Here is a 21,835-nt window from a genome sequence, read left to right as displayed (position 1 = left end):
GAGGACTACATGGCGCAGACTTCTGCGATTCGATCGGCGGTGCCGCTGCGCCTCGGCGCCGTCCGTGAGGCGATCGTCGATCGCCTGGAACGCGTGCTCGGCAAATCCACCGAGAACGCCACCCGCCGCGACATCTACGATGCGCTCTCCATCGCGGTACGTGAAGAACTTGCCGAGCGTTGGATCGCCACCGGCAAGCGCGTCACGCGCGCCCGCGTGAAGCGGATCTGCTATCTCTCCATGGAGTTCCTGCTCGGTCGCAGCCTGATCAATGCGCTGTCCTCGTTCGAGGACGAGTTGCTCACCGAAGTGCGCGAGACCGTCGAGTCGCTCGGGCACGATCTGGATCACATCGCCGCCGAAGAAGAGGATCCCGGCCTGGGCAACGGCGGCCTCGGTCGTCTCGCCGCCTGTTTCCTCGATTCGCTGGCCACGCTGGGTTATGCCGCCACCGGTTACGGCATTCGTTACGACTACGGCATTTTTACGCAGGTCATCGAGAAGGACGGCGCGCAGCGTGAAGTCGCGAGCTCCTGGCTCGGCTTTCATAACTTCTGGGAGAGCGGCCAGGGCGGCGTGCGTCATCGAGTGCGTTTCGGCGGTCAGTGTCGCGCCACGCGCGACGAGCAAGGCCGCATCCGTTACGAATGGGTGGACACGCACGATGTCTGGGCGGTCGGCTACGACCTGTTCATTCCCGGCAACCGCAGCCCCACGGTGAATCATTTGCGGCTGTGGTCCGGCCGGGCCATCACCCCCTTCCGTATCGAAGATTTCAATCACGGCAATTACGGCGCGGCCGTGGCCGAGCAGGTCGACGCGAAGAATCTTTCTCGCGTGCTGTACCCGGACGATTCGACGCCGCAGGGTAAGGAGCTGCGCTTCAAGCAGCAGTATTTCTTCGTCAGCGCCTCTTTGCAGGATCTGCTCGGTCAGCATCTCGCCGAGCGGCGGCCATTGAAGGATCTCTCCAACGCAATCGCCGTCCAGCTCAACGACACGCATCCGGCACTGACCGTCGTCGAGCTGATGCGCTTGCTGGTCGACACTTATGACATGGAGTGGGGGCCCGCGTGGAAGCTCACACGCGAAGTGTGTGGATATACAAACCATACGCTGCTGCCCGAGGCATTGGAGACGTGGCCCGTGTCGTTCTTCGAACGCCTGCTGCCGCGTCATCTGCAGATCGTGTATCAGATCAACCGCGACTTCCTCGAGGAAGTCAGCGCGAAGTTCCCGCAAGACCTGGATCGTCGGCGTCGCATGTCGCTGATCAACGAAGACGGCGACCGTCGCGTGCGCATGGCATATCTGTCGGTGGTCGGCAGTCATCGCGTCAACGGCGTCGCGAAGCTGCATTCGCGACTGATGCGCGAGACCATCTTTTCCGACTTCGCCGAGTTATGGCCGGAGCGATTCACCAATGTCACCAACGGCATTGCCGTCCGGCGCTGGTTGAAGCAGGCGAACCCGCTGCTATCGGCGTTGCTGACGGAGAAGCTGGGCTCGGCGTGGGAAAACGATCTGGAGGATCTGGAGCGCTTGAAGTGGGCTGCCGAAGACGCCGACTTCCGCAATCGCTTCCGCGTCATCAAGCGCGCCAACAAGGAGCGGCTGGCCAAGACCATCAACTCGCTGCTCGGCGTGACCGTGAGCGTGGACGCCATGTTCGACGTGCAGGTCAAGCGCATTCACGAATACAAGCGACAGCTGTTGAATCTGTTGCACGTGGTAGCCCGCTATCAGTACTTGCTGGACAATCCCAACGCCGCCATTCCGGCGCGCGTGGTGATGTTCGCGGGCAAAGCGGCGCCGGGTTATCACATGGCGAAAGCCATCATCAAGCTCATCAACAGCATCGCGCACGTCATCAACAACGACGCGCGCATCGGCGACAAGCTGAAGCTGTGTTTCCTGCCGGATTACGACGTGTCGCTGGCGCAGGAGATCATGCCGGCGGCCGATCTGTCGGAGCAGATTTCCACGGCGGGCATGGAAGCGTCGGGCACCGGCAACATGAAGCTGTCGTTGAACGGCGCACTGACCATCGGCACGCTGGACGGCGCCAATATCGAAATCAAAGACGCGGTGGGCGAGGAGAATATTTTCATCTTCGGCATGACCACCGAGGAAGTGAATGCCCTGCGGGCAAAGGGCTACTCGCCGGCCGACGAGGTGGCGAAGAACCCGGTGTTGAAGCGCGCCATCGAGCTGATCGACTCCGGCTATTTCACGCCGGACAACATCTTCGATTCGAAGGTGGTGAGCGATCGCCTGCTCAGTCACGGCGAGCATTTCCTGGTGCTGGCGGATTTCCACGACTACATGGCGGCGCAGGCGCGCGTCGACGAGTTGTTCCAGAACTCGGAAGAATGGACGCGCAAGTCGGTGATCAACGCCTTGAGCATGGGCCCGTTCTCCAGCGACCGCAGCATCCGCGAGTACGCGGATAACATCTGGGGCATCAAACCCGTTCTATGATCTGTCGCCGGGCGTCATGGAACCCCGGCGCCTGCTTGGTGTTGTGAAGGGACAGCTGGCTACCGATACCACGTCATCGCTATGAACTCGGCCCTCTCCGATCTCGATCTGCACTTGTTCGGTGAGGGCAATCATCACCACATTCATCAGAAGCTCGGCGCGCATCCCGAAGTGCACGACGGCGTGGCCGGGACGCGCTTTGCGGTCTGGGCGCCCAATGCGCGGCGCGTCAGCGTGGTCGGCGATTTCAATCATTGGGACGCCAGCCGCAACGTCATGCAGATGCGCGGCCATTCCGGAGTCTGGGAAACATTCGTTCCCGGCGCCGCCGCAGGCGCGCTGTATAAATTCGACATCGTCGGCGCGCACGGCCAGCATCTGATGAAGGCCGACCCGTATGCGTTCCAGATGCAGCTGCGTCCGGACAGCGCTTCGGTGATCGCCGACATCGAAGGTTACAGCTGGGGCGACGATGCCTGGCTGGACCAGCGCCGCCACTGGGATCCGCTGCGCGCGCCGATCTCGATCTATGAGCTGCATCCCGGCTCGTGGCGCCGCTCGTGGCATCGCAAGCCCGCCTTCCTGACCTGGGACGAGCTGGCCGATCAATTGATTCCATACGTGCTCGACCTGGGCTACACCCATATCGAGCTGGTCGGCGTCGCGGAGCATCCCTTCGACGGCTCCTGGGGCTATCAGGTGCTCGGCCATTTCGCGCCGACGGCTCGACACGGCTCGCCGCAAGATTTCATGCGCTTCGTGGATCGCATGCACCAGGCCGGCATCGGCGTGTTCATGGATTGGGTTCCCGCGCACTTCCCTCGCGACGGCCACGGCCTCGCGGATTTCGACGGCACGGCTTTATATGAGCACGCCGATCCAAGACGCGGCGAGCACATGGAGTGGGGCACCAAGATTTTCAATTACGGCCGCCACGAGGTGCGTAATTTTCTAATCGCCAATGCACTGTTCTGGATCGAGCAATATCACATTGACGGCCTGCGCGTGGACGCGGTCGCGTCCATGATCTATCTCGACTACGCGCGCAAACACGGCGAATGGACGCCGAATCAATACGGCGGCCGCGAAAATCTCGAAGCCATCGATTTCCTGAAACAACTGAACTGGACCGTCGGCCACTATTTCCCCGGTGTGGTCACCATGGCGGAAGAGTCGACGTCGTTCGCGGGCGTGTCGCGGCCGGTGCACCTCGGCGGGCTCGGCTTCCATTTCAAATGGAACATGGGCTGGATGAACGATACGTTGCGCTACATGGCGCTGGATCCCATCTACCGCGGGCACAACCACAGCCTGATCACGTTTTCGTTCGTGTATGCGTTTTCAGAGCACTTCATCCTGCCGCTGTCGCACGACGAAGTCGTGCACGGCAAGCGCTCGCTGCTCGACAAGATGCCGGGCGACGAATGGCAGAAGCTCGCCAATCATCGCTTTCTGATCGGCTACATGATGGCGCATCCGGGCAAGAAGCTGATGTTCATGGGCGGCGAGTTCGGCCAATGGCACGAGTGGCGCGATTACGAGGATCTGGCCTGGGCCGCGCTTCAACATCCGCATCATCGGCAGCTGCAGGCCTGGTGTCGCGCCTTGAATCGTTTGTATCGCGACTATCCGGAGCTCCACGGCAGCGACAACAGCTGGGAGGGTTTTCGCTGGCTGGAAGCGGACAACGCCCGCGAAAGCGTCTTCGGCTTCATGCGCCAGCGCCTGTCGGGCGAGGGCGGCACGCAGCTGCTGATCCTGTTCAACGCTACGCCCGTGCCGCGTGACAATTACACTTTCGGTGCACCGGTGGCGGGGCGTTATCGCAAACTGCTCGACAGCGACGATGTTGCATTCGGCGGCTCGGGCTATTCCCAGCAAACCGAAGCCCAGGCGCATGCGGAGGGCTGGCGAGATTTCCCCGCTCGTATCACGCTGAATCTGCCGCCGCTGGCCGTGGTCATCTGGGCGCGCGATTAAAAAACCGTTAGGCATTGCCTGAGATGCCGATGTCAATCAGGCACTTTCGCGATTCGCTACTTTTCACGCGGCCCCCGGATCGGTCACCATTGGTCGGATGAACGCCGTACCTGTCGATTTCGCCGCCGCCAGCTTGCAAGCTGGCTCACCCTCGCCGCTGGGCGCCACATGGACCGGCGACGGTGTGAATTTCGCGGTCTGCGCCGGCGGCGCGGCCCGCGTAGAGTTGTGTCTGTTCGATGAACGCGGCGAGCGCGAGATCGTGCGTCTCGCTCTGCCCGAACGCACCGACAACTGCTGGCACGGCTTCCTGCCCGCCCCCCATGGCGTGCCGGGCGTGGTGTATGGATTTCGGGTTCATGGACCCTACGATCCTTCGTATGGCCTGCGACACAATCCTCACAAACTGCTGCTCGATCCGTACGCGCGCGCGCTGGTCGGCAAGTTCGAATGGAATCCCGCGGTGTTCGGTCATCAGCCGGATCAGCCCATGGAACAGCTGAACACCGCGGACAGCGCACCCTACATGTACAAGGCGCGGGTGGTGCAGTCTGAATTCGCCTGGAGCGAGGACTGCCCGCCGGCGGTGCCGTGGCGCGACACCGTCATTTATGAATTGCACGTCAAAGGCTTCACCAAGCTGCACCCGGCGGTGCCCGAGCGTGAGCGCGGCAAGTTCCTGGGACTGGCGCAGCCGGCGGTCCTCAATTATCTGAAATCGCTCGGCGTCACCGCCGTGCAGTTGTTGCCCGTACAGGCGTTCATTCCCGAAGAGTTCGTCGCCAAACGCGGCTTGGTGAACTACTGGGGCTACAGCTCGCTCGCATGGTTCGCGCCGCATCCGGATTACGTGATCGACGATCCCGTCGCCGAATTCCGCACCATGGTGAAAGCGATGCATGCGGCAGGCCTCGAAGTCATTCTCGACGTGGTGTTCAATCACACCGTCGAGGGCAACGAGAAAGGCCCGACCCTCAGCCTGCGCGGTCTCGACAACGCCGCTTATTACAAGCTCGACAGCGCCAATCTCTCTCGTTACGTCGATCGCACCGGCACCGGCAACACCATCGCGATCGGCAACGCCGCGGCCCGCAAGCTGGTCATCGATTGCCTGCGCTACTGGGTCGAAGAAATGCACGTCGACGGCTTTCGTTTCGATCTGGCCGCGGTGCTCGGGCGCGACAACGCGCCGTTTCGCACCGACGCGGCGTTTTTCAAAGCGGTCGCCGCCGAACCGTCGCTGCGCTATGTGAAGCTCATCGCCGAGCCCTGGGACGTCGGCCCCGAAGGCTATCAGCTCGGCCGCTTCCCGGCCGGCTGGTCGGAATGGAACGATTTGTATCGGGATAGCGTCCGCGGTTTCTGGCGTGGCAATCCGGGCATTCTCGGCAATTTCGCCGAGCGCTTTGCCGGCTCCAGCGATTTGTTTCGCGCCTCGGGCCGGCGGCCGACGGCGAGCATCAATTACATCGCCTGTCACGATGGCTTCACGGCATACGACGCCACCGCGTACGAACAGAAGCACAACGAGGCCAATCTCGAAGACAACCGCGACGGCCACAATCACAACCTGAGCTGGAATTGCGGCGTCGAAGGCCCGAGCGACGATCCCGGGGTGATCGAACTGCGTGAACGGCAGATCCGCAATCTGCTCGCCACGTTGCTGCTGTCGCAAGGCGTGCCCATGTTGCTGGCGGGCGATGAATTCGGTCGCACGCAGCGCGGTAACAACAATGCCTACTGTCAGGATAATGAAATCAGCTGGCTCGACTGGCACGAGGCCGAACGTCGCAGCTGGCTGACTGCATTCGTACGGCAACTGCTCACATTGCGGCGGTATGCGGCCGGCTTGAGACGCGATACATTCCTCAAAGGCGCGCGCCAGGTGGATCGCGAGCACAAGGACATCAGCTGGCGGCATCCCCAAGGGCACGAGCTGAATGCCGGCGATTGGCACGATGCAAACGCACGCGCCATCGGCGTGCTGATCGGTCACGCTTTCACGGATCCGTATGGAACACCGAACGGACATCTGCTGTTTCTGTGCAATGCTGGCGACCAACCCGTGGACTTCCGCTTGCCCGCGCCTACCACCGGTGTGGTGTGGCGAGTCGTGTTCGACACGGCGCGCTGGCAGGCCACCGATCTCGGCGACCGTCTCGGCGCCGGACAGAACTGCGTGGTCGCGCCGCATTCCTGCGTATTGCTCGCGGATGGCGACGCGCCCAGCACCGTACGAAGTGGGTTCTCGCTGAAAACGTAAATGAACAACCCGATCCGCCAACTCGCCCAGTTGCACGGAATCGCGGATTCCTACTTGGATTTTCGCGCTCGACCGAAAGAAGTGTCGGTCGAGTCGCAGGTCGCCATCCTGGCCGCGCTCGGCATCGAGGCCGCCGATGCCGCGGCGGCCCAGAGCGCAATCGATCAACACCACACGCGTCGCTGGAACGGCTTCGTGCCGCCGGTGGTCGTCGCGACCGAAGACAAGCCGATCGCCGTGTCGCTCGCCGTGCCGGTGGATCTCGCGGCGAAAAAAGTGGACTGGAACGTCAAGCTCGAAAGCGGCGAGCCGCGCTCCGGCACCGCGCAGCTGGCCAAGCTGCAAAAGCTGGAAGAGGCGCAGGTCGACAATCGTTCCTATCGACGCCTGGCCGTGACGTTACCCGCGTTGCCGTTGGGCTATCATACGGCTTCCTTCGCGCTCGACACCGGTCTGCATGGAACGGTGCGAGTGGTGGTCACGCCCGAGCAATGTTTCGAAGCGCACGCGATCGCCGCGGGCAAAAAGCTTTGGGGTATCGCCGTGCAGCTGTATTCGCTGCGCGCCGATGACAACTGGGGCATCGGCGATTTTCGCGATCTGAGACAGTTGATCCGCCTGGCCGCGCCGATGGGCTGCGGCATCGTCGGGCTGAATCCGCTGCATGCACTGATGCCGGCCAATCCGGCGCACATCAGTCCCTACAGTCCGTCCAATCGGCAATTCCTCAACGTGCTGTACATCAGCGTCGAGGACGTGCCGGACTTCGCCGAGTGCGAGCGGGCGCGCAAGCGCGTGGCCGAGCCGAAATTCCAGGCGATGCTGAAGGAATTGCGCGCGACCAGGAACGTCGACTACGTGCGAGTGGCCGCCGCCAAGTTCGAAATCCTGTCGCTGCTGTATGCGAGTTTCCGCAAACGACACCTCGCCGAGAACACGCCGCGAGGCGAAGCATTCAGGCAGTTTCAGGAGATCCAAGGCGAGCCGCTGCGTCTGCATGCGATCTATGACGCGCTCGACGGGCACTTACGTTTGCAAGGCCCGCAGTACTGGGGCTGGCCGAGCTGGCCCGAGGAATATCGCGATCCCACCACGCCGGCGGTGCAACGGTTCGCGCGCGAGCGCGTCGAAGACGTCGAATATTTTCAATATCTGCAATGGCTGGCCGCCGAACAATTGGCCGGTGCACAGAGCGCCGCGCGCGAGGCGGGCATGGCCATTGGTTTGTATGGTGACGTTGCCGTGGGCGCCAACCCCGCGGGCTCGGAGACTTGGTCGAATCGCCATTTGTATCTGCAAGGCGCCTCTGTCGGCGCGCCGCCCGATGCGCTGGCGTTGAAAGGACAGGACTGGGGCATTCCGCCGCAGGATCCGAACGAGCTGCGCACTCAGCAGTACGAGCCGTTCATCGGCCTGGTCCGAAACATGATGCGTTACGTGGCGGCGCTGCGCTTCGACCACGTGATGACGTTGTATCGATTGTGGTGGGTGCCTCGCGGTCTGCTGTCCAAGGACGGCACTTATGTCCACTATCCGCTGGCCGACCTGATCGCCATTCTGGCGCTGGAAAGTCAGCGGAATCATTGCATCGTCATTGGCGAAGATCTGGGCACGGTGCCCGAGGCCATGACCGAGGCAATGGAGCATTACCGCGCATATCACTACAAAGTACTGATGTTCGAGCAGCTGGACGACGGCTCGTTCAAACGGCCCGACGAATACGTGCAGCACGCGATGGCGGTGGTGACGACGCATGACTTGCCGACATTGCGTGGCTGGTGGGAAGGCAGCGATGTGACATTACGCGCGCAGCTCGATTTGTATCCGTCGGACGAGCTGCGTCAACAAGCGCACGATGCGCGAGTCCGGGATCGAGTGAGTTTGTTGCGAGCTCTGGTTGCTGCCGGTCTATGGCACTGGCGCGACGGCGAGCCGCTACCGCCCTACTCCGCGGCGTTGTCGCGTGCGGTGCATGCGTTCATCGGTTTGTCGAGCGCCAACATCGCGCTGTTGCAGATCGAGGATCTCATCGGCATGACCGATCCAGTGAACGTGCCGGGCACCGATACCGAGCACGCCAACTGGCAACGCAAGGTAACGGCGTCAGTAACTGACATATTCTCCAGCAACGAGGCCAAAGATATTCTCTCGGCCATGGACACGGCTCGCAAAGGCGTGAACCCGAACGCGTGACCGCAAGGTGAGAACATGCATCGCAGTCGACTCGCTGGCTTCATCATCGATTGCAAGACCGGTGATCTCGAACAGGCCGCGCAGTTCTGGGCCGCCGCGTTAGGTTACGAGCTGCGTCCCAAGCACGAAGAACCGAGCCCGATCTATCGCTGCCTGCAGACCGAGGACCTCGGCCTGCACGTCGAAGTGCAGAGCGTCGAACATGAAAGCCGCGTGCACCTGGACATCGAATCCGACGATATCGAGGCGGAAGTGAAGCGGCTGGAGGCCCTGGGCGCCCGGTGCATCGGCAAAGTGCACACCTGGGTCGTAATGGAAGCACCTACAGGCCAGCGATTCTGTATAGTCCGGCCGCAAAACAAAAACTTCGCGGAAACCGCGAATCAGTGGAAATAACCAATCCCTACCAGGGGATACGAACGTTTAGCCTTGTCGGTGGATCCATTGCGCCCTGTGGTGCGTTAGCCCCCAGTGCGAGAGGAACGCCGTCCGGGAGGAAAAACCATGATTTTTCGTTTGAAACAGACCGAAGCTGCGCCGGTGCGCCTGCGAGTGACTCCGGATCCCGAGCGCGCCGCCGAGTTGCAACGTCGCATCGACGCGCTTCAATACAAACCCGAAACGGGTTTTCACCGCGACCGACTGCAAGGCAAGGCCAAGCGGGTGGTGCTGCGGCTGATCAAGTAGCGTAGTTCCATGTATCGAACGTAAGGGCGATCGGACACGGTCGCCCTTTTTGTTTTCCCTTTTATATTTTACGTCGCCACCCACCACACGACGCCGCTCGCGAGCACGATGCCCGGCAGAATCCGCCACGCAGGCACCGTCCGCATCGGCTTCATTGGGACATTATGGCGGTGGCCGGTGAGCATGGCCACGATCAAGTTGTCCCGCTTCACCAATAGATAAAACAAGATGGCGGCGATGTGCAGGCCGATCAGCGTGAGGATCGCGTTGAATACGATTTCATGCGCCTCGGCCAGAGTCCGGCTGGTGTCGAAACTCACCAGATGCGACAGCGGCCCCGACTCGATGCCGTCGACGTCACTGACGAACAATCCGATCAGCACTTGCGCCAGCATGAGTATGAGCATCGCGGCCACGCTCCAGCCGCCCAGCGGGTTGTGGCCCGCGTCGCGGTGACCGTCGCGCGATTCACGCAGATAGGCAACGATGCCGCCCGGCCCACGTAGGAAGTGTGAGAAGCGTGCGCTGGAGCTGCCAGCGAAGCCCCAGTAGATACGGAAGATCAGCAGGCCGAGCAGGGCATAGCCGCTGTAGCGATGCCAGTCCATCAGGCGCTCTTCAGCGCTCCACCAGGAGACGACGATACAGAGCACGAACAACCAGTGCGTCAGACGCACCGGCCAATCCCAAATACGGATGCTCGTCGAAGACTGGTTGGCTGCTTGGTTCACTGCTGGTACCCCTCCGGCCGAACCATACCATCGCACACGGGCGAGAGGGGTTACGCCACGGTCAGCTAACGAAGGCGGATGCTTTCCCACGCGCGCGAGCGCCAACGGAGCAACAGCACGAGCGAGATCAGAATGATGTAGATCAGCGCCGCGAGCCAGCCGCCCAGCGCGCCGAGGCCGAACTGCGGCAAGCCTTCGACCCAGCCGCCGCCTGGCTCGAACGACAGCATGTGCGCGAGTGGCACGAATATCAGCCACGACAGCAACAACACGCAGATCGCCGGCACAGTGGCGTCGCCGGCGCCGCGCAAGCTGAAAGAGCATGCGAAGTTCAATCCATCGAACAGCTGATAAGCGGCGGCCACCCACATGAGGGTCGTGCCCAGCTGGATCACGGCCAAGGCCTGCGGATCGTTATCGGCCACGAAGGTGGGAATCAGCCACGGCGCGAACAATCCGAGCAGCAGGCCGACGCAGCCCATGTACGTCATGCACATGACGACGATGCTGTTGCCGATGCGTCGCGCCCAGGCGCGATCGCCCATGCCGATGGATTGACCGACCAGCGTGGTGCCCGCCATGGCGATGCCGATCGCGGGCATGAATGAAATCGAGGTGAGCATCATCACGACCTGGGTCGCGGCGCCATCGACGGTGCTGAGATGAACCTGCATCAGCTGAAACATCGCGAAACCCAGCACGTCGGCCGCGATCAGCATGCCCATCGGCAATCCGAGCTTTACTTGCGCGCCGAGCTTGCCGACGCGTGGACGCCACATCAGCCGCGAACGAAACATCCGATTGAGTTTGGGACTGACGAAGATGCCGATGGCGACGAGCAGGCCCAAGCCTTGTGCGCAGTTGGTCGCCCAGGCCGCGCCGGCAATGCCGAGGTCGAGCTCGAAAATAAACAATTGCGCGAACAGGGCGTTGCTGATGCAGACCAGCGCCTCGACCATGAAAGAGATTTTCGGCCGGCCGATGCCGTTGAAGAATCCGATCATGCCCCACAACGCCACGCCCAACGGCGCGCCGAACATGCGAGGCTCCCAGAACTGCACTGACAATGCTTGCACTTCGGGCGCGAGGCCGAATGGATCGAGCAGAGCGTCGCCGTTCATCGCGATGAACCAGAACACCGGCACGACCGACAATGCTGCCCACGCAGACATCCAGCCTGCCTGTGCCGCACGCTTGAGTCGCCGCCCGCCGAAGGATTGCGCCACCAATGTCTGCCCAGCGAGACCGACGCCACCGAAGAGCGCGATACAAGCGATCACCGGCCAATGGATGGCGGCAATGGCCGCCAGTGCGTCAGTCGAGATGCGGCCGATGAACCACGTGTCCGTAAGGTTCAGAATGGCTTGAATGGAGCTGTTCGCCGCAAACGGCACGGCGAGCGCGATGATGGCTCGGACATCCACGCGCGCACGCCCGGACGCATCCAGCCGCTGCGCCGGTAAAGAAGAAGTATCCATCGGCGGAAGTGTACGGGAAATAAAAAAGGCGGCCCGTTCGGGCCGCCTTTGTTACATCCAGGCTGCGTCGTGTCTTACTGACCCGACTGCTGCGAGAACTTCAGTCGCACCATGGCGCGCTGTTCGACCACCTCGCCATTCTTTTCCACCGGTTCGAAGCGCCACTGACGCACGGCGCGGACCGCGGCGTCGTCGAACACATCGGCCGGGCTGGCGTTGCGAACTTCCACGTCGTTCACCGAGCCGTTGGTCTGAACCGTGAACGCGAGCTCCACCCAACCTTCGACACCGCGCTTACGCGCCGAGTCCGGATACACCGGCGACACCATGCGCACGCGCTTCAGCGAAGCGGCGGAAACGATATTGGTCTGCTGGCTGTTCGCGTCGCGAGCCGCGGTCAGATCGTTCTCGGCCTGCGCGATGGCCGCGCCGTTATAGCGCTGACCAACGTCCTTGGCGGCGGCGATCAGTTGCGCCGAACGCTCGAACGCCTTTGCGTTCATGGCCTGGCGGCCGGAGTCGAGCAGACGCGTCGACAACGTGCGCGACAGCTCCTCCACTTCCGGACGATTCGGCGCGGCCGTGCGGAGAGTGGACAGCGCATCGCGCGCACTGTCGCCCGGCGGATCCATGAGCTTGCCTTGGCTCAGACGCTCACGAACCTCGGCGACCATCGCGTCGATGTTCGGGCCAGCGCCCGCTTGCGAAGCGGCCGGCGCGGCGTTCGTCGCGGGACGACGCGTGCCTGCCGATTGAGTCGAAGCCGGCGTCGCGGACGGTCCCGCGCCCGGACCGGCAGTACGAGTGGCTTCGGCCAGCGAGCGCTCGACGGCGGCGAGAGCGCTGCCAGCGGAACCCATCTGACGCGCACCCTGCACATAGGCCGTGGCGGCATCGATATTGCCGCCCGCCAGCGACTTGCGCGCTTCCTCGGTCAGCTGCGCGCTGAACTCACGAATCGTGGACAGCACAGTCGGATCGGTCGGATCGAGCCGACGCGCTTCCAGCAACGCATCCTTGGCGCTGCCGTTGGTCGGCGTCAGCAGCCGGCCATTGGCCATGCGATCGTTGGCGGTGTTCACCAGCGCGCGCACGCGGTTGCCGACTTCCTGAGCCTGCGAGAGTTTCAAACGCTCGCGTTCGCGGGCGACCTGAGTGTCCAGGAACGACAGGCGCGGATGAGTCGAATCGATGTCACGCGCGGTTTCGATCGTGCGGATGGCTTCTTCCAAACGTTCCGCGAGCAGCGCGGCTTCGGCGCGCTCGAGAATCTTTTCGGCCACGGCGCGAATACCGTCCTTCGCATCCTGGCTGTTCGGATCCAGCGCCAGCGCGCTTCGATACAGATCCAGCGCGCTCTCGCCTTGCGGCTCGATGAACTTGTTCTGATTGAACGCGTCCTTGGCCAGCGCCAGCTCGGCTTTCACGGGATCCGGACGCTCCGGCACACCGCCAGGCTGCTGCGCGCCCGCCGCGGACGGCTGATTCACGACCGGCGGCACTTCAGGCTCGCTGGTCAAACGGCTGACGCCGAACCAGATACCGCCGATGACGACCAGCAGGCCCGCCGCCAGCGCGCCGTAAGTCATCACGTAATTCTTGGAACCGCCCTCGCCGGCGGCGCTGCCTGTGTTGAGGCGCTGACCCGCGGCCGCGAGATCCAGATGTTGTTTGACCGCTGCTTCCAGCGACAAGCGCGTGGCGCCGTGTGACAACGGCGTGAGCAGGAAACGGAAGATCCGGCCCGTGGCCGTCAGCTGCATCAGCTGCGCATTTTCTTCACGCTTGCCGGCAACCACTACCACCAACTCAGGGAAATGCTGAGTCAGCTGCGCGGTCATCGAGGCCACGTCGGCGGTGCTCGCGGTGTCGGCGACCAGCACGCCGGGCTTCAGGGTGGAAAGCCGTTCAGCCACGTGGTCCAGGTCCGGCGCGAACGCCACCGGCACGCCCCGGGGCGCGGCCTTTTTGACCGTTTCGACCAGGTTGGGATCGCGGCTCAGGACCAGAATGGGCGGCTGATGGCCTTCCTCGAGCTGCCGCATGCTCTGTGAATCGTCGATCTCCAAGTTAACCTCGTCCTGAGTGTTTCCGTGTCCCGTCGAACGACTGTGCTGCGCGTTGGCCATAGGACCCCTCCTGGGGGTTTCGTGCTTGTCGCGTAATACTACTTATGCAAACTGCCAGAGCTGAGAACTGTATCTGTCTTTTCCGGCTCGCCCGCGTGAACTGCCGCGCAAAATCGCTACGCGACGTTCAGCAAATCTCCCTGTAGTGAATCCGTTGTTGCCTGCCGTCCGACACGCCCGCGGCCGGTACGATGTTCATTACGATATGTCCGGCGGGAGGCCGGCGTGATCCTACCCCTTTGCCCGCCGCCTGCCAGCGCGAAAATTGTTGGCAAGTGGCTACGAACCGCAGTTCGGGGTGGAAATAAGGGTTTGGATGAGGACCACAGTTGCCAGCAGGGGCCCAGCGCTGCAGGATCCGTTCAGTTAACCGCCCTTTGTTCAGTAACGTTCGCATTCGTAATCGTGTCCAAACCGCCGCTAGCATCGATGCGAGAGCATCGCGTCGCCTCTCCCAATGGCGTCCGCGACGACGTTTATTACTGGCTGCGTGACGACACGCGCAGCGATCCGGACGTGCTCGCCTACCTGAAGGCCGAGAACGAATACACCCAGGCGATGCTGGCCCCGGCGCAGCCGCTGATCGATCAGCTGTATGCTGAAATCGTGGCGCGGCTGAAGCAGGACGACGCCACCGTGCCGGTGCGCTATCGCGGTTACTGGTATTCGATCCGTTACGCCACCGGCCAGGAATATCCCATCGTGGTGCGCCGGGCGGACGCCGCTCATGCCGGTTTCGCTCATATGGATCGCTCCGCCGAGGACGACATCCTGCTCGACGGCAACGCGCTCGCCGCCGGCCTGCCGTTCTTTCAACTGGGCGGCTACGAAGTCAGTCCCGACAACCGGCTGCTCGCTTACACCGAAGACACCGTCGGTCGCCGCCAGTACCGGCTCAGAATCAAGGATCTCGTGACAGGCACGCTGCTGCCCGACGTTATAGAAAACGTCGACGGCGGCATCGCCTGGGCCGACGACAATCGCACGCTGCTGTATGTGGAAAAGGATCCGGTCACCTTGCTGGGCCGGCGCGTGCGCCGGCACGAGCTCGGCAGCAGCGGCGAGGATCCGCTCGTATATGAAGAGCCGGATGAAAGCTTCGATCTGAGCGTCGAGCGCAGCAAGTCTGAACGTTATCTGCTGATCGCCTCGGAGAGCACCACTTCCTCCGAATGGCGTTATGCGCGCACGGACGACCTCACCTTTAACTTCCAGGTGGTCGTGCCGCGCGAGGAAGATCATGAATATCAGCTCGATCATCTCGATGAACGCTTCATCATCCGCACCAACTGGCAGGCGTTGAATTTCCGTATCGTCGAAGCGCCGATGGCGCAGGTCGCCGATCGCGCCCGCTGGCGCGACGTGGTGGCGCACGACGCCGACGTGTTCATCCAGGACTTCGAAATCTTCCGCGGCTTCATCGCGGTGAGCGAGCGCTCGCGCGGCTTGATGAACATCCGGGTGCAGCGCTGGGGCGAGGCGCCGTTCCATCTGACGGCGGACGATCCGACCTACACCATGGCGCTGGGCTCGAATCCGGAGCTCGACACCACGCGGCTGCGCTACATCTATACGTCGCTCACCACGCCGGGCACCACTTATGAATACGATCTCACCGACGGCTCGCGCGTCCTGTTGAAACGCGATCCGGTGCTGGGCGAGTTCGATCCGGCCAACTACGTCAGCGAATTCGTCTGGGCGCCGGCGCGCGATGGCGAGCGCATTCCGGTTTCCATCGTGTACCGCAAGGGCACGCCGTTGAACGGTACCGCGCCTTTGTATCAATACGGTTACGGCTCGTACGGCCTGAGCATGGAGCCGGCGTTCAGCTCGTCACGGCTGTCGCTGCTCGATCGCGGTTTCGTGTATGCCATGGCGCACGTCCGCGGCGGCCAGGAAATGGGCCGGCGCTGGTACGACTCCGGCCGCCTCGAACACAAATGGAACACCTTCAACGATTTCGTCGACGTGACCGATCATCTGGTGGCGCGCGGCTACTGTGCGCGCGATAAGGTGTTCGCAGCGGGCGGCAGCGCCGGCGGTTTGCTGATGGGCGTGATTGCCAATGTCGCGCCCGATCGTTACGCCGGGCTGGTCGCGCACGTGCCGTTCGTCGACATCGTCACCACCATGCTCGACACCAGCATTCCCTTGACCACCCTCGAGTATGACGAGTGGGGCAATCCGAACGAAGCCGCTGCCTACGCCTATATGCTTTCTTATTCGCCTTACGACAATATCCGCCGCCAGCCTTACCCCGCCATGCTGGTCACCACCGGACTGTGGGACAGCCAGGTGCAGTACTACGAGCCGGCCAAGTGGGTCGCGAAGCTGCGCCGGCACGACACCGGCGGCCGGCCGCTGTTGTTGCACGTTAATCTTGAGGCGGGCCACGGTGGGAAGTCGGGGAGATACGAGCACATGCGCGAAGTGGCGCGGGAATACGGATTCATCATCGCCTTGGCCGAAGGCATGCGCATCGGGAGTGGGTCATGAGCCACACCGGGTACATTCTGCTCGCCGACGACAATCCCACGGACGCCGAGCTGACGATTCGCGCGCTGGAGATCGGCGGCGTTTCGCAGCAAGTGGTGTGGGTTCAGGATGGCGAGGCGGCGCTGCATTACGTGTTTCGTCAGGGCGTGTACTCGCAGCGCGTCTCCGGGAATCCCAAGCTGATGCTGCTCGATCTGCACATGCCCAAGATCGACGGCCTGGACGTGCTGGCGCAGATCAAGGCCGATCCCAAGACGCGCTCCACGCCGGTGGTGATCATGAGCTCCTCGGACCAGGAGTCGGACATGGCGCGCAGCTACGAGGCGCACGCCAATAGTTACATCGTGAAGCCGGTGGACTTTAAACAATTTACCGATCAGGTCTCGCAGCTCGGTCAGTACTGGACCCGCATCAATCGTGCCGGTCCGTAGAATGTGCGCTGTGTCTCTCTTTGCCGTTGAGAGAACCCCCTAATCGTGTGATTCACACGCCTGCCGGGCATACTTCGCAGGCTCCGAGGGGTTCTTTTTTAGGGGCTGGTGGCATGGGTGTCATCCTGATCGCATTCGAGCGCGAATCCGAGCAAAGCGCGCTCGAGACATTGCTGTCGGGTCGCGGTCATCGAGTATTGAAGTCCGCCAACGGACTCGCCGCGCTGGACGTCGCGCGCCGCGAGCCGCCGCAAGCCATCGTGTCCGACATCGTCCTGCCGCGCATGGACGGTTTCGCCCTGTGCCGCAAATGGAAACAGGACGAGCGCCTGCAGAACATTCCTTTTGTGTTCTACACCCGGCGCCACGACGATCCCAAATATGAACGCTTCGCGCTGGAGCTCGGCGCCGAACGTTTCCTCGCCCGCTCGACGCCGCCGGAAACACTGCTGACCGCGCTCGACGAGCTGCTGCCGCCGGGCCACATGAACGGCGCGCGCGCCAACGGTCACTCGAATGGCCAGGCGAACGGGAATTCCAACGGTCATGGCAACGGCGCGAGCGGCAACACCCGTCCGATGAACATGCTCGACACGGCCGCCATGCAGCGTTTCGCCGTGCTCGAAAAGTCACAAGCCGACGCGCTCGAGAAGGCACAAGCCGCGCAACGCCTGCAGGCGGCGCAGGCCGAAGCGCTGGAAAAAGCGCAGAAGCTGCAAGCCGCGCAGGCTGAAGCATTGGAGCGCATGCAACGCGCGCAGGCCGCGCAAGCCGAGGCTTTGGAAAAAGCTCAGCGCGCGCAAGCCGAAGCGGTCGAGCGCGCCGAACGTTTGCAACTCGAGGCGGACCAGAAAGTTCAGCACGCGCAAGCTCAGGCCGAGGCGCAGGCCGACGCTGTGGAGCGCGCGATGCAGTCCCACTCGCGACTGCGCTCGCAGGTCAACGAGCTCGAAGCGGTCAATCGGCGTCTGGCCGACGGCGAGGCGCGCTTCCGTCGTGTGTTCGAAAGCAATCCGCAACCCATGTGGATCGCCGATCACGCCACTGGCGGCTTCATCGCCGTCAACGATGCGGCGCTGGCCCTGTATGGTTATTCGCGCGCCGAATTCCTTGCACTGAAGGCCACGGCCCTGGAAATGCCGGACAGCGACGGGCCGATCCGGCGGCACAAGCGCAAAGACGGCAACAGCGTCGCGCTGTCGATCGCCTCTCGGCAAATCGAATTCGACGGTCGCAACGCCGAACTGGTGGCCGCGTTCGATCTCACGGAACGGCTGGAGACCGAGCGCCAGTTGCAGGAGCAGGCGAGCAGCGGTGGCGCGGTTCTCGATGCGGTCGCGGATGGTTCGTGGCTGCTCGGCGCCGACGGTCAGATCCTCGATGCGAATGCGGCGTACTGCCGCATGTCCGGATACAGCAAAGAAGAGCTGCTGCGCATGAATGCCGCCGACATCGAGGATCACAACTCCGGAGAAACGACGATGCGGCTGCAACTCGGCCGCGTCCGTGGCGGCGGCCGCTATGAGGCCAAGCATCGTCGCAAGGACGGCTCGTCGTTCGACGTCGAAGTGAGCGTCGGCCTTTTGGAGAACGCACGCGGCAGCATCGTGCTCATTCGCGACGTCACCCAGCGCCGCCGCGAGTTGATCGTGAACCGTCAGCTCCAGCGTCAGGCCGACTTCCTGGTCGATCTGTTCAAGCAGGCCGACACGTTCGATGAGTCCGCCATCGTGCGGCGGGTGATCGAGCAGGGGATGGACGTCACGCGCAGCCCGCTCGGTTATTTGTATTTCGTCGATCCCGTGCAAAAGACCATTACGCTCGCCGCCTGGCGCGACGGCAGCCGGCCGCAAGCGGTGATGGCGGATTCCGAGCCGCAGCCCATCGGTCGCGCCGTGTTGTTCACCGAATGCGTGCGGTCCAAGCATGCGTTGTCGAACAACGACGTGACCCGCAAGCCGCAGAACGACGGCCTGCCGGACGTGACGCGTTATATCGCCGTGCCCATGCTTTCGGGCGACGAAGTGGTCGCGGTGCTTGGTGTGGGCAATCGCGAAACAAGTTACAACGAGGACGATCAACGCGCGCTCGCCGCGCTGGCCGATGGCGTGTGGCGCGTGTTGCATACGAAGCGCGCCCATGCGGTGACGCTCAGCGCGCTCCAGCGCACCGACGTGGCCCTGCAAGGCATGATCGATTCTTTCGTACGCATGAGCGAACGGCACGATCCATACACCGCTGGATCGTCGCGTCGTCTGGCGGCACTCGCTGTCGCGATCGGCCGCGAAGCCGGGCTCGATGGCGAACGTCAGCACGGTTTGCGAGTCGCGGCGTTGTTACACGACGTTGGTAACATCGCCGTGCCGGCAACCATTCTCAGCAAGCCCGCGCCGTTGACGGAGACGGAACTGGCGCTGATGCGCACTCACGTCGAAGAGGGTTGCCAGTTGCTCGCCGATATCGACTTCGGCGCACCCATCGCCGATATCGTTTATCAATCTCACGAGCGTTTCGACGGCAGCGGTTATCCGCGTGGGTTGAAGGGCGACGAAATCATGATCGAGGCCCGCATCCTGGCGATCGCCGATACGGTCGAGGCCATGTGCTCGCCCCGGCCTTACCGGCCGGCGGCCGGCATGGACGCCGCCATCGACGAGATCAACCGCGGGGCCGGCAGACGCTACGACGAACCCCTGGTCGCCGCATGCACGCGCCTGGTCAGGCAGCACGGCTTCGTGCTGCCTGAATAAGCGGCTTTTCCCGATAAAAATAGGCTTTCGCGCGGTTGTGACAGTTTTGTTGTCGCGCCGCGCCTAAGTGTCGCCACTAAGCGTCGCCAAATTTTTCCCCTGTGAACTTGCAACTTTCCCTCAACGACGTTGGGGGGTCGTCCGATATGTCAAGTTCCAGGGCTCCGACACAATGTGCCCCGTCTGTAAGGGCAAAGCCGTTCGAAAGACGGTGACGCAAAGCCTCCGGTCCTCCGATGCCGCTCCAGCAGCCGCATCGAAGATAGCGGGGTTGCCGTTACGACTTAATCAGGTCGTATCGTGAAGTCCTTGGGCCTGCGGCCCGCGCACACAGCGCCGGCTCAGCAACGCCAGCTTCCCTTGCCAGACACAGGTGCTCGCCACCGCACGCAAAACGCGTGACGCGAGCTTGGCTCGGAACTGTGCTTGCTGGAGTTGCCCAATGCGTCTCATTGCTTCGCTCGCCGCGGTCGCGGCGCTCGCTTCGTTCGCCGGTCTCGCCTCTGCCCAGACCAACCTGCCGCCGACCATCAGCGGTACGCCGCCGACCGTCATCAAGATCAACACCAGCTATAACTTCCTGCCGACGGCCCGCGATCCCGAAGGCGCCGCGCTGAAGTTCAGCGTCGTGAACAAGCCGTCGTGGATGGCGGTGAGCCCGAACAGCGGCCGCTTGATGGGTTATCCCAAGTCGCCCGGCACCTGGAGCAACATTCAGCTGCGTGTGACCGACGGCGTGCACGTCGTGTCGCTGCCGGCGTTTTCGATTCAGGCGGTGACCACGCTCTCCAGCAACACCGCGCCGCGCATCAGCGGTACGCCGGTCACCACGGCGACGGTGGGCACGGCCTATAGCTTCCAGCCTTCCGCCTCCGACGCCGAGGGCAACGCGCTCGGCTTCACTATCGCGAATCGCCCGAGCTGGGCGACTTTCAGCACTTCCACGGGCCGCCTGAGCGGCACGCCGACGGCTACTGGCACCTTTTCCAACATCGTCATCAGCGTGAGCGACGGTCGCCTGACGACTTCGTTGCCGGCCTTCTCGATCGCCGTGGGCAGCACCGCCAACCGCGCTCCGGTCATCAGCGGCACGCCGGTTCGCACGATCAACGCGGGCAGCGCTTACAGCTTCCGTCCGACGGCGAGCGACGCCGATGGCAACACGCTGACCTTCTCGATCGCCAATCGTCCGAGCTGGGCCACGTTCAACACCAGCACCGGCCAGTTGTCCGGCACGCCGACTGCTGCGCAGGCGGGCACGTATAGCAACATCATCATCAGCGTGAGCGACGGTCGCGCCACGGCTTCCCTGGCTGCCTTCTCGATCAGCGTTGTCGATGCCTCGAGCGATGGCGCCGTGCTGAGCTGGACCGCGCCGACCTCGAACACGGACGGCAGCACGCTGAGCAATCTCGCGGGCTATCGCATCGCCTACGGCACCTCGGCCAGCGCCATGACGAGCACCATCCAGGTGGCGAACCCGAGCGTGACCAACTACACGATCAGCAACCTCGCGCCGGGCACCTACTACTTCGCGGTGCGTGCTTACACCAGCAACGGCACCGAGAGCGCGATCTCGAACGTGTACTCGAAGGTCGTGCAGTAAGTCGAGTCTCGAAACTGCGTTGAGCGCCACAACAGTGGCGCACGCAACGGCGATCGGAGCACTCCGGTCGCCGTTTTTTTGTTTGCCGAAATGTCTCGATGTCTACACAACGGCCGCCTGGATTCTGACGGAGTTATGTGAATTCGAAGTGACATTCGCGTGCCGTTTTGCCGCCGCGTTTGTCGGTCTCCACCGACAATTGCAAAAACATAATTCCCTGGGTTTTACTCAACATCACCAAGGGCATAACCGTCGAAAGACGGCGACGCAAAGCCTCCGGTCCTGACGGCGCAAGCTGGGGATAGCGGGGTTGCCGGCCAGCTCTTCTTGCGTCACCGAGCTAGCCGTCATCCTTCTCTCCTTTTCCGTGCTCGTGTCGTTCGTACCGCCGCCTGCGTCACGCCCTGGGACAAGAAGATCAGTCCAGGGAGAGCAGAAAGTGACATCGGCAAACCCGTCGAAAGGCGGGGACGCAAAGCCTCCGGTCTACGGGAACGCGGCACGCATCGCGCAGCGCTCCTACGACAGCGGGGTTGCCACAATCGCGACCGTCTTGCCCGCAAGGCCCCTTGCGAGCGCGCCACGCGAATGTGAGATCAGCGAGCTGCCG

Annotated in this window: 12 protein-coding genes, 1 pseudogene and 3 riboswitches; of the genes and pseudogenes, 10 read left to right on the top strand and 3 right to left on the bottom strand. The window is 62.8% G+C overall.

Annotation, left to right across the window (positions count from 1 at the left end; all coding sequences use genetic code 11):
* Positions 1–9: 9 nt before the first annotated feature.
* From VGD45_RS18350 to VGD45_RS18325, 6 genes and pseudogenes are all read left to right on the top strand, one after another.
* Complete coding sequence (locus VGD45_RS18350; RefSeq protein ID WP_331156791.1) at positions 10–2,481, top strand: glycogen/starch/alpha-glucan phosphorylase; 2,472 nt, start codon at positions 10–12, stop codon at positions 2,479–2,481.
* A gap of 96 nt (positions 2,482–2,577) precedes the next feature.
* A pseudogene (gene glgB / locus VGD45_RS18345) lies at positions 2,578–4,461 on the top strand (1,4-alpha-glucan branching protein GlgB); the annotation flags it as partial.
* A 97-nt stretch (positions 4,462–4,558) separates the two neighbouring features.
* Positions 4,559–6,724 carry a glycogen debranching protein GlgX gene (glgX, locus tag VGD45_RS18340; protein ID WP_331156789.1) on the top strand — a complete coding sequence of 722 codons (2,166 nt, stop codon included), beginning with the start codon at positions 4,559–4,561 and terminating at the stop codon, positions 6,722–6,724.
* Positions 6,725–8,917, top strand: coding sequence for a 4-alpha-glucanotransferase (malQ, locus tag VGD45_RS18335; RefSeq protein WP_331156788.1), 2,193 nt, complete (start codon positions 6,725–6,727; stop codon positions 8,915–8,917).
* A 15-nt stretch (positions 8,918–8,932) separates the two neighbouring features.
* Positions 8,933–9,313: a VOC family protein gene (locus VGD45_RS18330; protein ID WP_331156787.1), complete on the top strand. Its 381-nt coding sequence runs from the start codon at positions 8,933–8,935 to the stop codon at positions 9,311–9,313.
* Positions 9,314–9,421: 108 nt separating this feature from the next.
* Positions 9,422–9,604: a hypothetical protein gene (locus VGD45_RS18325; protein ID WP_331156786.1), complete on the top strand. Its 183-nt coding sequence runs from the start codon at positions 9,422–9,424 to the stop codon at positions 9,602–9,604.
* A 68-nt stretch (positions 9,605–9,672) separates the two neighbouring features.
* On the opposite strand, the gene VGD45_RS18320 is transcribed toward VGD45_RS18325, so the two are convergent.
* From VGD45_RS18320 to VGD45_RS18310, 3 genes are all read right to left on the bottom strand, one after another.
* Positions 9,673–10,335, bottom strand: coding sequence for a cytochrome b/b6 domain-containing protein (locus tag VGD45_RS18320; RefSeq protein WP_331156785.1), 663 nt, complete (start codon positions 10,333–10,335; stop codon positions 9,673–9,675).
* Between the two features lie 65 nt (positions 10,336–10,400).
* Positions 10,401–11,813 (bottom strand): MATE family efflux transporter, encoded by a 1,413-nt coding sequence (locus VGD45_RS18315; RefSeq protein WP_331156784.1) that lies wholly within the window; start codon positions 11,811–11,813, stop codon positions 10,401–10,403.
* Positions 11,814–11,887: 74 nt separating this feature from the next.
* Complete coding sequence (locus VGD45_RS18310; protein WP_331156783.1) at positions 11,888–13,942, bottom strand: energy transducer TonB; 2,055 nt, start codon at positions 13,940–13,942, stop codon at positions 11,888–11,890.
* Positions 13,943–14,371: 429 nt separating this feature from the next.
* On the opposite strand from VGD45_RS18310, the gene VGD45_RS18305 reads away from it, so the two are divergent.
* From VGD45_RS18305 to VGD45_RS18290, 4 genes are all read left to right on the top strand, one after another.
* Positions 14,372–16,438, top strand: a complete 2,067-nt coding sequence (locus VGD45_RS18305; RefSeq protein ID WP_331156782.1) for a S9 family peptidase — start codon at positions 14,372–14,374, stop codon at positions 16,436–16,438.
* Entirely contained in the window at positions 16,435–16,869 is a 435-nt protein-coding gene (locus VGD45_RS18300; RefSeq protein ID WP_331156781.1) for a response regulator, read from the top strand. Before VGD45_RS18305 ends, VGD45_RS18300 begins: the two co-directional genes overlap by 4 nt.
* A 113-nt stretch (positions 16,870–16,982) precedes the next feature.
* A complete protein-coding gene (locus tag VGD45_RS18295) occupies positions 16,983–19,619 on the top strand; it encodes an HD domain-containing phosphohydrolase (protein WP_331156780.1) in 2,637 nt (878 codons plus the stop codon).
* 180 nt (positions 19,620–19,799) lie between these two features.
* A riboswitch (cyclic di-GMP riboswitch) is annotated at positions 19,800–19,898 on the top strand.
* Positions 19,899–20,061: 163 nt separating this feature from the next.
* A complete protein-coding gene (locus tag VGD45_RS18290; RefSeq protein ID WP_331156779.1) occupies positions 20,062–21,225 on the top strand; it encodes a fibronectin type III domain-containing protein in 1,164 nt (387 codons plus the stop codon).
* Between the two features lie 232 nt (positions 21,226–21,457).
* Positions 21,458–21,543: riboswitch (cyclic di-GMP riboswitch) on the top strand.
* A 119-nt stretch (positions 21,544–21,662) separates the two neighbouring features.
* Positions 21,663–21,766, top strand: a riboswitch (cyclic di-GMP riboswitch).
* Positions 21,767–21,835: the final 69 nt, after the last annotated feature.

This window comes from Steroidobacter sp., from assembly GCF_036402275.1.
GTDB lineage: Bacteria > Pseudomonadota > Gammaproteobacteria > Steroidobacterales > Steroidobacteraceae > Steroidobacter.
The sequence above is the reverse complement of the archived record's forward strand: the minus strand, read 5'-3'. Positions and strand labels throughout refer to the sequence as shown.

Bases quoted from the DNA above. Each gene is read 5' to 3' on its own strand.
- VGD45_RS18310 (WP_331156783.1), bottom strand. From the start codon at position 13,942: ATGGCCAACGCGCAGCACAGTCGTTCGACGGGACACGGAAACACTCAG.
- VGD45_RS18305 (WP_331156782.1), top strand. From the start codon at position 14,372: ATGCGAGAGCATCGCGTCGCCTCTCCCAATGGCGTCCGCGACGACGTT.
- VGD45_RS18290 (WP_331156779.1), top strand. From the start codon at position 20,062: ATGCGTCTCATTGCTTCGCTCGCCGCGGTCGCGGCGCTCGCTTCGTTC.
- VGD45_RS18300 (WP_331156781.1), top strand. From the start codon at position 16,435: ATGAGCCACACCGGGTACATTCTGCTCGCCGACGACAATCCCACGGAC.
- malQ (WP_331156788.1), top strand. From the start codon at position 6,725: ATGAACAACCCGATCCGCCAACTCGCCCAGTTGCACGGAATCGCGGAT.
- VGD45_RS18295 (WP_331156780.1), top strand. From the start codon at position 16,983: ATGGGTGTCATCCTGATCGCATTCGAGCGCGAATCCGAGCAAAGCGCG.
- VGD45_RS18325 (WP_331156786.1), top strand. From the start codon at position 9,422: ATGATTTTTCGTTTGAAACAGACCGAAGCTGCGCCGGTGCGCCTGCGA.
- VGD45_RS18330 (WP_331156787.1), top strand. From the start codon at position 8,933: ATGCATCGCAGTCGACTCGCTGGCTTCATCATCGATTGCAAGACCGGT.
- VGD45_RS18350 (WP_331156791.1), top strand. From the start codon at position 10: ATGGCGCAGACTTCTGCGATTCGATCGGCGGTGCCGCTGCGCCTCGGC.
- VGD45_RS18315 (WP_331156784.1), bottom strand. From the start codon at position 11,813: ATGGATACTTCTTCTTTACCGGCGCAGCGGCTGGATGCGTCCGGGCGT.
- glgX (WP_331156789.1), top strand. From the start codon at position 4,559: ATGAACGCCGTACCTGTCGATTTCGCCGCCGCCAGCTTGCAAGCTGGC.